Annotated in this window: 7 protein-coding genes; 5 read left to right on the top strand and 2 right to left on the bottom strand. The window is 73.6% G+C overall.

All coding sequences use genetic code 11. The annotated features are described in order from the left end of the window. Positions 1-844 precede the first annotated feature (844 nt). Positions 845-1,330: a hypothetical protein gene (locus tag IF30_RS0139155; protein WP_158835923.1), complete on the top strand. Its 486-nt coding sequence runs from the start codon at positions 845-847 to the stop codon at positions 1,328-1,330. Between the two features lie 57 nt (positions 1,331-1,387). Here the strand turns inward: IF30_RS0139155 and IF30_RS48410 are convergent, their stop codons facing one another. Next, the gene (locus IF30_RS48410; RefSeq protein WP_030247655.1) at positions 1,388-2,008 is read right to left on the bottom strand and encodes a hypothetical protein; all 621 of its coding nucleotides are present in this window, start codon (positions 2,006-2,008) and stop codon (positions 1,388-1,390) included. Then, the gene (locus IF30_RS50480; protein ID WP_158835921.1) at positions 2,008-7,875 is read right to left on the bottom strand and encodes a DnaB-like helicase C-terminal domain-containing protein; all 5,868 of its coding nucleotides are present in this window, start codon (positions 7,873-7,875) and stop codon (positions 2,008-2,010) included. The genes IF30_RS48410 and IF30_RS50480 overlap by 1 nt, the downstream gene beginning before the upstream one ends. Positions 7,876-9,125: 1,250 nt before the next feature. On the opposite strand from IF30_RS50480, the gene IF30_RS0139140 reads away from it, so the two are divergent. From IF30_RS0139140 to IF30_RS0139125, 4 genes are all read left to right on the top strand, one after another. Continuing rightward, positions 9,126-9,482 (top strand): hypothetical protein, encoded by a 357-nt coding sequence (locus IF30_RS0139140; protein WP_030247651.1) that lies wholly within the window; start codon positions 9,126-9,128, stop codon positions 9,480-9,482. A gap of 58 nt (positions 9,483-9,540) precedes the next feature. After that, a complete protein-coding gene (locus IF30_RS0139135; protein WP_030247650.1) occupies positions 9,541-9,750 on the top strand; it encodes a hypothetical protein in 210 nt (69 codons plus the stop codon). Positions 9,751-9,863: 113 nt separating this feature from the next. Then, the gene (locus tag IF30_RS0139130; RefSeq protein ID WP_030247648.1) at positions 9,864-10,613 is read left to right on the top strand and encodes a hypothetical protein; all 750 of its coding nucleotides are present in this window, start codon (positions 9,864-9,866) and stop codon (positions 10,611-10,613) included. A gap of 86 nt (positions 10,614-10,699) precedes the next feature. Beyond that, positions 10,700-10,960 carry a hypothetical protein gene (locus IF30_RS0139125; protein ID WP_030247646.1) on the top strand — a complete coding sequence of 87 codons (261 nt, stop codon included), beginning with the start codon at positions 10,700-10,702 and terminating at the stop codon, positions 10,958-10,960. The last annotated feature ends 93 nt before the right edge of the window (positions 10,961-11,053 follow it).

Genomic DNA, 11,053 nt, shown 5'->3' with positions numbered 1-11,053 from the left:
GCAGAAGACGGCATACGAGATTTCTGCCTGTCTCGTGGGCTCGGAGATGTGTATAAGAGACAGATGTAACGCCACTCCGTGGCTCTTGGCTGGCTAGGAGGAGGGGCCCGGTACAACTCTCGTCCATCGGTGGAGGTGCTTTCGAGGCCGGCCCTTGGCCCTTGTACCGCATCCGAGCCTCCGGGCGGTCTCTCCCTCGTGAGATTCAGCCCTTGGGCGCTCTGACCTGGGCTTTTACCCTCGTGGTCTCTGCCCTGTCTGGCCCGGTCTGGGTCCGACCGACTTCTTCGCTGGACGCCCTCCGGGCGCCTGCCCTGTTGTGTACCGGGCTTCAGTATGTCACGGTCCCCGCCGCGTTACAAGTCGCTGGCCGGGGAATCTGTGACTCTGAGTCAGCTAGGGGGCTCGCCAACTGGTCTGAACCACTCAGGCAATTCTAACGACCAAATCGGCGCTTGTACAGGCGGGGACGGCATTTTCTGTAACGCGCCTGATTCGCGGTCAGCGCATCGGGCTGACCGCCCTTCATATCTTACGGGGCTTCTCGCTCCGAATGGGGAAGTTGTACCGGACTCTATCGGCCTGAGCCTGTATCAGAATTGCACGGTCAGAGAATCCCGTCTGATGCCCCGTCTCCCCTACGTATTGTACCGGGGATTCATGCTGCGGCGCTTCGAGAATTGTACCGGGAATTCTTCCGGCAGACCGGGCCTTCGGAGGTGTGGCCGCTGTGCCGCCGGGCGGCCGGCTTGCTCGGCCAGGTGGTCGAGCTCCAGCCGGGGCCCGGCGGTGCGCAGCGGGGCGCGGGCGGGTTACCTCCGGGGGTCCGGCTCGTTGGCCTGGTGTGAGCGATGAGGCGGCCTCGTTGGACGGCGGCGCGATGTACGCCGTCGACGTCGGCGGCGGGCCGTTGCGGCCGTTGGGCATGCAGGCGTGGGCCGTCGAGGCGCAGCGGGCGCAGGTGGTCTTCGCGGCCTCGCACCGGGTCGAGACGTTCGCGTCGGCCGGCGGCCGCGGGCCGGATCCGCACCTGGCCGGGTTGGCGTCCGGCGGGTGGGCGCGGTTCGACGACTTCGAGGGCTGGGCGGAGCCAGCGGCCGGCTGGTCGGCCGTCCTGGACGTGGGCGGCGACGTCCTCACGGTGACCGGCCGGGCCGGCGTCTGCTTCTACGAGGGCGGCCTGAACAGCTCGCGCGCCTGGCGCCGCACCGCGCGCCGCCACGGTGTCTTCGTCGCCTTGGCCGGCAGCATCGCCGGCCCCTGGGACGTCAGGGAGGCGCAGCTGCGGGGGGAGATGTACGCGTTGCTGTGCCCGGTGGTGCTGGTCTGAGTTGGGGTGGGGCGCAGCTGCGGCCCGGTGGGGCGGGCGCGCGGCTGGTGGGGGTGGTCAGGCGCCGAGGCCGATGTGGCGGACGTAGGTGTAGGCGCCGTAGTCGGAGTCGAGGTCGGCGATGATGTCGTCCCAGATTTCGTCGAGCTTGCCGATGTCGCCGGCGATCATCGCGTCGACGGCGTCGTCCCAGACGTAGCGGACCTGCAGGGTGCGGATGCGCAGGTTGTCGCGGCGGCGGGGTTCGTCGACGACGTCCTGGTTGATGGGGTGGATCTCGACCTTGGTGCCCTTGCCGTTGTTGTTGAGGTGCTGCTTGAACGCGCCGGGGTTGTTGAGGATGTTGGCGGCCCGGAGGTTCCAGTAGGCGGTGTCGATGGCGTCGAGGTTGGCGGGGAGGGGGTTCTGAGTGCCCTTGGTCCAGGCGTTGATGGTCTTGGGGACGGCGGTGATGCCGGCGTCGGCCATGGCCTGGGCGCCGCCTTGGGTGTTGGTGAGGTAGTTCATCCGGGCCTTCAGGCCGCGGCGGGTGGTGACGGGGGACTTGATGCCGCCGTCGATGATCATCCGTTCCAGGGCGTCTTCGAGGGCGCGGGCGAGGACGATTTTCCCGTGGCGGTTTTCGGGATCGAGGTCGGCGCCGTATTTGCCGAAGTTCTTCCAGCCGTCGGTCGACATTAGGCGGCCTTCGCGTAAAGGGTGTACTGGGTCTTGAGCTTGAGTTGGGTGGTGAGGCGGCCTTCGGTGAATACCGTGCGCCATGCGGTGTCGCCGGTGATGTGGAGTTCGTCGGTGCCGCGCAGTCGGACGATGGTGAGGCCGTGTTCGTGGGCGCGGTGTGCCTTGTACCAGAGGTTGGCGAATGCCTGGCTGCGGATGATGTGCATCCAGTCGGGTCGGCGGAGGTCGCGGTTGAATGATGATTCGCCGATGGTGGAGACGAACTTGGAGTAGATCGCCTTCACGTATTTCTCGGTGACGTCGTCGCCGTCGAGGATGGCCTTTTCGCGGGCGATGGTGAGGACGCGGCGGAACTTCTCCGCGATGTTCTCGGAGGCGCCGGAGGTCCACGCCTGGGTGATGTGCGGGGCCTCGGCGAGGCCGAGCTTGTGGCAGCGGATCAGGAGGCGGATGGTGGCGTCGTCCAGGAGGACCGGGCCCGGCTCGCGGCGGTTGCCGATCGGGTCGGGCAGGTGCGGGTGTTCCCAGGTGGGGCGCTGGGGCAGGAGGTAGATGCCGGAGCGCTTGGGGTGGAAGCCGCCGTCGGGGTCGTGCTGCAGGGCGCCGATGGGCAGCCAGGTCTTGAGGGCGCTGCAGAAGGCGGCGTTGGTGTCCAGGACGTCGACGTCGATGTCCGGGTGGGTGCCGGCCTTGAGCTGTTCCATGAGCGGGCCGTTCTCCCACTTGTGGCGGCCTTCCCAGATGTCGTCGGCTCCGTCACGGGATTTCTTGCTGAGGAATTCGAGGCGTTCCGGGTAGACGGTGTGCTCGTAATTTCCGCCGACTCGGGTGGCCTCGAAGAGGGCCATTCCGTTCGGAATTGCTTTCAGCTCGAGCGCGGTGATCGCGGCCTCGGTGTCGCCGCCGTGCTCCTGGAGGGTCTGGTCGACGACCGAGCTGATCATGTCGAGGAAGTGGCCGTAGTCCCGGCCCGCGTAGTCCCCGCCGCCGGTGCGGGCGGGCTTGGAGGCGGTCGTACGCGCCGCGCGTTCCTGGGTCGGGCGCAGCGGGTGGGCGGGGGGCTGGTCGGGTGTCAGGTTGGCCAGGGCGTCCAGGGCGGCCGCGGTGGCTGGGGTGACCTCGGAGTCGGGCGCAGCGGCGGTGTCCTGGGCGGGGTGGCCGGGGACGGCGGTGGTGGGCCAGTCGGAGGCCTGGGTGGGCGCCTCCGGCGCTGTGGTGGGTGGGTTGGTGGGCGCCTCCGGCGCTGGGGCGGTGGGGGCGGGGGTGGGTGCCTCCGGCACCGGGGTGGTGTGGGGCGCCTCCGGCGCCGGGCGGTGGGCGTAGGGGTTGAAGGGGGTGGGGTCGGTGAGGCGGGCGTGGGTGCGGTCGGCGGTGAGGGTGAGGGTGGCTTGGGTGCCGAGGTCGCGTTCGGCGATGGTGACGAGGAGTTGGGTGGTGGGGGCGTCGGGGTGGGGGTGGAGGGTGAGGGTGGTGTCGAGGCCGAGGGTGGTGATCAGGTCGGGCTGGTCGGTGTCGAGGATGGCCAGGACCGGGACGTGGTGGGTGCGGGCGAGGTGGGCCAGGGCCTGGGCGGCGTCGGTGAGGCGGGGGCCGGAGAGCGGGAGGCGGGGGTCGTCGGCGGCCTGGAGGCGGTCGACGACGACCAGGGCCAGGCCGGGCTGGTCGGGCTGGTCGGTGGTGGTGTGGGCGAGGTCGGCGGCGGTCTCGGCGATGGCGTCGGGGGTGAGGTCGGTGCCGTCGTCGATGTAGAGGTGGGCGGCGGCGAGTTCGGTGTGGAGGGTGGCGGCGTCGGCCTGTTCGGCGGGGGTGAGGCGGCCGGTGCGCAGGCGGCGGTAGTCGACGGGGAGGTGGGCGGCGACGATGCGGGCGGCGACGTCGGCGCGGGTGAGGCCGGAGGCGGCGTAGAGGACGGGGAGGTGGTGGTCGAGGGCGGTGGTGCGGGCGGTGGTGGTGGCGAGGAGGCTGCCACCGGCGCCGGGGGCGGCGGCGGCGAGGTAGAAGCGGCCGGGCTGGAGGCCGCCGAGGGCGTCGTCGAGGCCGGGGATGCCGGTGGACAGGGCGCGCGGGCCGGTGGGGGTGAGGTCGGTGTCCGGGGCTGCGGGGGTGAGGACGGTGGTGAGGGCGTCGGCGAGGGGGGCGAGGCGGCGCGGGGCCCGTGGAGCGGCCGGCGCCGCGGTGGCCGGCTGGTCGGCGGGCGGGGTGGTGGCCGCGGGGTCCTGCAGGGCGGGCTCGCTGGCGGCCGCCGCGGGGGCGGGCGCGGGCGAGCTCGAGGTGGCCGGGTTGGTCTCGGCGGCCGGGTTGGGCTCGACCGGGGCGGGGGCCGGCTGGCCGCTGGGAGCGGTCAAGGTGGGGAACAGGGTGTCGTCCGGCTCGACTCCGGTGCTGGGGTGGGTTGTTGATGCCGTGGGGGTGGTGCGGTCCGGAGCGGGCCGGGTCTCCGGGGCCGGGGCAGGCGGCGGTACGGCCGCGGCCGTGCTCGGGGTGGCGGCCGGGGTGGCGGCCGGGTGCGGCGTTACAACTCCGGTGCTGGGTGGGTTCGTTGCTGCCGCGTCGGGTGTACCGGCGGGCGGGATCGGGGTGCCGTCGGGGGCGGCGGGGAGCAGCACGGCGAGGGGGGTGACGTGGCGGCGCAGGACCTGGGGCTGGCCGGTGGCGGCGTGCTGGATGAGGTCGCCGAGCTTCTTGCGGGCGTCGGCGGTGCCGTGCGCGGTGGCGGTGGTCAGGTCCCAGCCCAGGGCGGTGGCGGTGGCGGGGGCGGTGAGCAGGGCGTGGTGGGTGCCGCGGGTCAGCGGGGTGGAGGTGCCCTGGCCGGCGGCGCTGATCATCTGGGGGAGGGTGCTGCGGGCCTGGTGGAGCGTGGTCGGGCTCGGGGCCAGGACGAGGGCCGGGGTCGGCGGTAGCGGGCCGGACGCCGGGCCGGGGGCGGGGGTCTGGGGGGCGGTGGGGGTTTCGTCGGCCGGGCTGGTGGCCGGCTGCAGGGTGGCGGGCACGGCGTCGCCGGCCGGAGCAGCCGGGCCGGCGGCCGGGGCCGGGCCGGCGGCGGACTCTCCGGTCGGGCTGGCGGTGGGGGCCGGCTCGGCCGGGTCGGCGGCCTGTACCGGGGTGGCCGGGGCCGGGCGGGGAGCAGCGAGGTCTTCACCGGGAGTTCGGACGTCGGCCGGGGTGGCGGGGGTGCTGTCGCGCGCCTCCGGCGCGGGGTCGGCGGCCGGGCCGGCGGGGTCCAGGCGGTGGCGGATGAACACGCAGGACTTGAGGCTCGCCAGCTTGGGGCGGCCCAGCACGGCGTCGAGACCGGGCTCGCCCGCCAGGACCAGGGGGAAGCGCTCCGGGCCGCCGGGTGCCCAGAGCCCGTAGAGCAGTTCCAGCGCGGCGGTGGACAGGCGGTGGGCGTCGGGCACGACCAGAAGGCGGGTGGCGCGGTCGAGTTCGGCGGCGATCAGCTCCAGCGCGGTGTTTCGCGCGCGGGGCTGGGGGTGGCGGTGGTCCAGGCCCAGCTCGGTGTACAGGGTGTGGACCAGGGCGGCTTCGTCGGTGCCGGGGTGGGGGCGGACCCAGACGGTGGGCAGGGGCTGTTGCTGGGCGGCCGTGGCGGTGGCCGCGGTCGCGGTGGTGGCCTCCGGGGCGGTGACGCACAGGATTGCCCGGTGTTCGACGGTCGTGAGCAGGTCCTGGAGCAGGCTGTCCGTCGCGGTGGTGGCCTCCGGGGCGGCGGCCGGGGTGACCGGGGGCTCGGCGGGGGTGGCCGGGCCGGGGCGGCCGGTGGTGTCGGCGGCGGCCGTGCTCGGCGCAACGGCCGGGGCCGGGGCGGGGGCGGCGGGGGGTGTCGCGCCGGGAGTGGTGTCGGTGGCCGGGCCCGGGTCCGGCGCGGCGGCAGCCATGGGGTGCGGCCTGGCGGCGGAAGCCGGGGCCGGGACGTCGGCGGCCTCCGGCGCGGTGGTGGGCGCGGTCAGGTGACGGCGGGTCGCGCTGGTGTAGAGGCCGGTGAGTTCGGGCCGGGCGAGGACGTCGTCGAGGCGGAGGTCGCCGCCCAGGACGAGGGGGAAGGCCGAGTTGGTCCAGAGCAGGCCGAGCCAGCGCAGCGCGTCCTCGGGCAGCTCGTGCGCGGCGGGCACGACGACCAGGCGGGGTGAGCGGCGCAGCTCGGCGGTGACCTTGACGACGGCGGTGTCCAGGGTGCGGGGGCGACGGTGGCCGAGGCCGAGGCCCTTGAACAGGGCGGGGACTACCTGGTCCAGGGCGGTGCCGTGGACGTAGAGGGGCCGGAGCGCGCCGGTGTCGAGGGCGTGTGTGAGGGCTGCGCTGGCGGTGGCGGCGGCCGGGGTGGTGACGACCAGTACCGAGCGGTGTTCGGTGGCCTCGCGCAGGTCCGCGGCCAGGTCGCCGTCGGGCGCCGCGGTGCCGGGCGGCGGGGCCGGCGCAGCCGGGCCGGCGGCCTCCGGCGCGGCTGCCGGGCCGGGGGTGGCGGCCTGCTCCCGGGCCGGGTCGGCGGCGGACGCGGGCGCGGGCGCGGGCGCGGGGGTGGGCTCCTGGACGCGGTGGAGGGTGACGTGGGGGTGGAGCTCCGCCAGGTCGTGGCGTTTCAGGAGGCCGTCGAGGGTGGTGTCGCCGACCAGCACCAGCGGGAACGGCTTCGGCTCCCACAGGCGGTGCAGCAGCTGGAGCGCGGAGGGGCGCAGCCCGAGGGTGGTGGTGGCGATGACCAGGCGGGAGGCGCGGCGCAGCTCGGCGGTGATCAGGTCTTCGGCTTCGTCCAGGCCGGGGAGCGGGCGGTGCCGGCCGAGGCCGAGCCGGGTGTACAGGGCGCGGGCCAGGGACGAGCGGTCGTGGCCGCTCACCTGCACGATCGGCAGGTCCACGGGGGCGAGGTCCTGGGCCTGGGCGAGAGCGGTCTGCGCGGTGGTCGTGCGCGCGCTGGTGACCGCCAGGATCTCCCGGGGGTCCTCGGCGGTGACGTGCAGGAGTTCGGCCAGGTCGCCGACTGACGCCGACGCCGGGGTCGGGACCGGAGTTTCGGCCGCCGGGCCGGGGCGGGCCGGGGCGGCGCTGTCCGGGTCCGGGACGGCGGGGGTGGGGAGCGTGACAGCAGCCGGGGCCGGGCCGTGCACGGCGGCGGCCGGGTCGGTGGCGGTCGGCGCGGCCAGGGTGGCCGGGGAGGCGTTAACTGCGTTGGGGAGAAGGGGAGTTACGGCGGCCGGTGTGGCCGGGTGGGGGACGTCGCCGCTCGGGGCCGGGGCGGGGCGCAGCGTGGCCGGGAGAACGTCGGCGTCGGGCTCCGGGACGGCGGTCGTGGTCCCGGCGGTGGCGGACGGGGTGTCCGGCACCGGCGCGGCGGCGGTACCGGTCTCCGCAGCGGCGGGTACGACGGCGGCCGATGGCGGCCCGGCCGGTGCGGCCTGGGCCAGTTCCACCCCGGCGGTGAACTCGGCCGAGGCGACCGTGCCCAGCGCGGGCCGCAGGTGGTCGGCCACCAGCTGCTCCAGGGCCTTGTACACCTGGCCGGCCCGCTGGCTGGTCGGGCCGCCGAACGCGGCACGGGGAGCGGTGAGCAGCGCGAGCCAGTGCGTGCCGGTGAGCTTGCCCCGGGCGGCGGCTCCGAGCGCGGACTTCAGCTTGCGGCCCGCCGGGGTGGTCAGGTGACCGCGCGCCGGGTTCACCAGCTGGTAGGCGGGCATGGCCAGGTTCTGGCGCAGCCCCAGCGGGACCGACGCCCACAGCGGGTCGTCCGGGCCGGGAAGGACGAGGTACCCGGCCGCTCCCGGCTCCGGGACGGGTGCGGGTGCGGCGGGGGTGGCGGGGGCCGCGCCAGCAGCACCGCGACGGCCACCGGCAGCGGCGCGGGAGGAACCCGAACGAGAAGAGGACACCAGGCACTCCAGACACAGAAGAGACGCACAGCAGACAACGAGCCGGGCGACGATCGGCGGACAACCGGGCCCCGGGGCGGCGGCGCACCGGCCCGAAGCGGCCGGGCGCCACCACGGACCGGGGCGGCGGAGCCGACCGGGCGGACGACGGTACAGACCGGCAGACCGGACGGCGGTGCTGACCGGCGGACCGGCGGACGGCAGGAGGCCGCCCCGGTCCCGGGCAGGGGTACAGCACAGCCCGGGACCGCAGGCCATCCACACCCACACGCAAGGTGTAACGCTGGCCGTCAGTCTAGCCACACGGGTACACACCCGGCACCGAATGTTGTAACGAGAACGAGTGAAGATGGGACAGGCTCCAGCGACCCGACCACACAGGCGCGCAGCAGCGGCAGACGGCGGGGCGGGGCCGGAGGCGGGGCGGCGGCCCGGCGGGCGGCGGGCGGCGCGGGAGCGGCGGGGCCGGGCGACGGGGCGGCCCCCTGCGGGACGGCGGGGCCGGGCGGCCGGGACGGACGGGCGGCCGGGACGGGCGGAGGCGGGCGGAGGCGGGCGGAGGCGGGCGGAGGCGGGCGGCGACAGCGGGGCGGCCAGAGGGGACGGCGGCAGGCCGGGACGGCGGCAGGCCGGGACGGCGGCGGAGGCGGACAGCGGGCCGGGGCGGAGAGATCACTCCCCCACCCAGCTGGAACCCGCCCCAGCGGCGGGCGGGAGAGATCACTCCCCCACCACCCCGGCGGCGGCGCCCCGACACGGGGCGGAGGCGGAGGAGAGGTCAACTCCCCCGCACACCCGGCGGAGACGGCCCGGGACCCGACGGGCGGCCGGAGGGACTGCGCGGGCACGGCCGGGAGAGATCACTCCCCCACCACCCGGCGGAGACCGGCCCGACGCGGCCGAGGCCGGGGCAGCGCGCGGCGGACAGCCGACGGAGGCGGGCGGCAGCGGCGCGGCCGGAGAGAGATCACCGGGCCTGGAGGCCCGGCGGGCCGAGGCCGGAGCCGGACGGCGGGGCGGCCCCAGCGATAGGACAGACCCGGTGACGGAGACCCAGCGGAGACGGGACGCCGCATCGGTGCGGCGGGGGTGGTCGGGTGCGGCGCGCAGCGGTGGGGCGGCGTCACGGAGCTAATGACCCCGAGCGAGTTGCTTAAGTCTGTGAGTCTGTGTACTGTAGTGATCACGAGGTCGGCAAAAGCCACCGACAGTGCGTCCGCGAGGCCGGCGCGCGCCCCGAAAGGACTGAAATGGACTCCTACAACGCCAAGCGGCGCTCCTTCTTCACCTGGTATGTCACTCACAACGGAGTCTCGCTGGACCTCAGGGGCTACCTCGGGACGCCCTTCGCCAGCAGCCGACGCATGGCCCAGTACTACGCCGGATTCTTCACCAGGGCGGACAACTACCAGGCGGAGTACGGGCTTCTGCTGATCCAGCGCCCCCCGTACTGCGAACTTCCCGAAATCACCGCCACCCGCGAAGCGCTGAACCTCTTGAAGGTGACCTTCAAGGCGGCCTCTCGCGACACGGTAGGGCTCTTGATCCTGGCCGCCTGCATAGCGCCGGTCTGCTTTCTCACGGTCTGCGCAGTCGCAGCCCTGTAGGGCGGCTGCACTCGGCACCCCGCACTGAACCATTGCCACCAATCACAAAGGCGCGATCATGGAACACACCACCAGGCAGTACCGCATAGCCCGAACCTCTGTGGAGGCGTTCCGGAGGCTGTTCGCCGAGCTCCAACAGTGGGAGGGGCAGGCCGTGTGCACAGAGGTCCGGGCCTTCTCGCGGAGCGTCTTCGTAGTCAAGGCCACGGCCATCGGGCATGGAGCACTGCACGAAGCTATGGGCCGCACGATGACCGCCGCACACTGACAATCAATCACGGAATCAGAGTTGCTTAACTCTATGAGTCTGTGTAGAGTAGTTCTCACAAGGGGCCGGGAACGGCATCCCGGCCCCATCCAACCCACGTCCAGGAGGACGACATGACCGCTCAGACCACCTTCACCACCGTGACCGGCGCCACCTACTCGGCCGAGAGCAGCATCGGCGAGAACGGTGAGGTGACCTACGCGGTCAAGCGGATCGTGCAGGAGGGAGTCATCCCGGTTGGGTCCTTTGTGATCCACCCCGACTACAACGCTGAGCCCGCGCTGCCGGGTCTGGTGAACGTCCAGTTCGGCGCGGGGTCGGCCGAGGACCGGCACCAGCGCACCGACGTCCCGGCCCTGGGAAGTGCCAGCGCCCCGTTCGTGGTCGGACACAAGAAGGTGAACCCCCTGGACATCACGGCCACCTCGCCGGTCATCTGGCTCCACAACCTGGCCGGTGCCCAGTGCGCCACCGGCGTCGGCGCGGTGGAGGTCTCCGGTCGGACCGCGATGCGCACCGCTGACCTGGTGACCGCCCTGGTGGTCGAGTGGATGAAGCGCGATGATCTCACCGAGCTGACCGCGAAGTACGCGGAGTTCATCAAGTCGGAGACCCCCTGGACCGAGCAGCACTCCAAGGCGAAGGCCGACAAGATCGACAAGCTCAAGCTGGACATCATGTCGATCGGTGAGCGGATCGCGGACCTGACCAAGGAGCGCGACGAGCTTCCGGAGAACGGGATGACCAGCCCGGACGTCACCCCGGACATGGCTCCCGCCGCACAGCTCACCGGCGCGATCACCGTGCTGAATCTCAAGCGCGCGGACCTGTCCACCGAGCTGGCCACGCTGATCAAGGCGTGACGCACCCCGGGGTGCGCCCGCCGGGCGCACCCCGGGCCCCCTGGCCCGGCCCCAACCCCACGCCACACCTTGAAAGGAGTAGGACCATGAGCGACTCTCTCTCCCCGGATGCACCCAACGGCGTGGCCGACGCCGTAGCGTTCATCACCGCCGCCGCAAGCACGCTGATCGCCCAGAAGTGGGGCGTACGGCCGCCCATGGTCCACAAGGCGCTCAGCACCCCCGAAGCAGTCGCCGTAACCACCACGCGCTACCTCTTGGCCCTCGGGGCCGGGAAGTCCCCCGCAGAAGCCGCAGGGCACGTCGGCCGTTCTCTGCTGGCCGACGCCAACCACCGCGCCGCGTAGCGCCCGCCCGCGCCGCGCCGCGCCCCGCCCCGCCCCGCCCCGCCCCGCTCACAACGTGAGCGGGGCATCCTGCGTTCTGCCCCCGCCCGCCGC

This window comes from Streptomyces sp. NRRL S-350 (assembly GCF_000719705.1).
GTDB lineage: Bacteria > Actinomycetota > Actinomycetes > Streptomycetales > Streptomycetaceae > Kitasatospora.
Note: the sequence above shows the minus strand (reverse complement) of the source record. Positions and strands in the feature narration are given on the sequence as shown.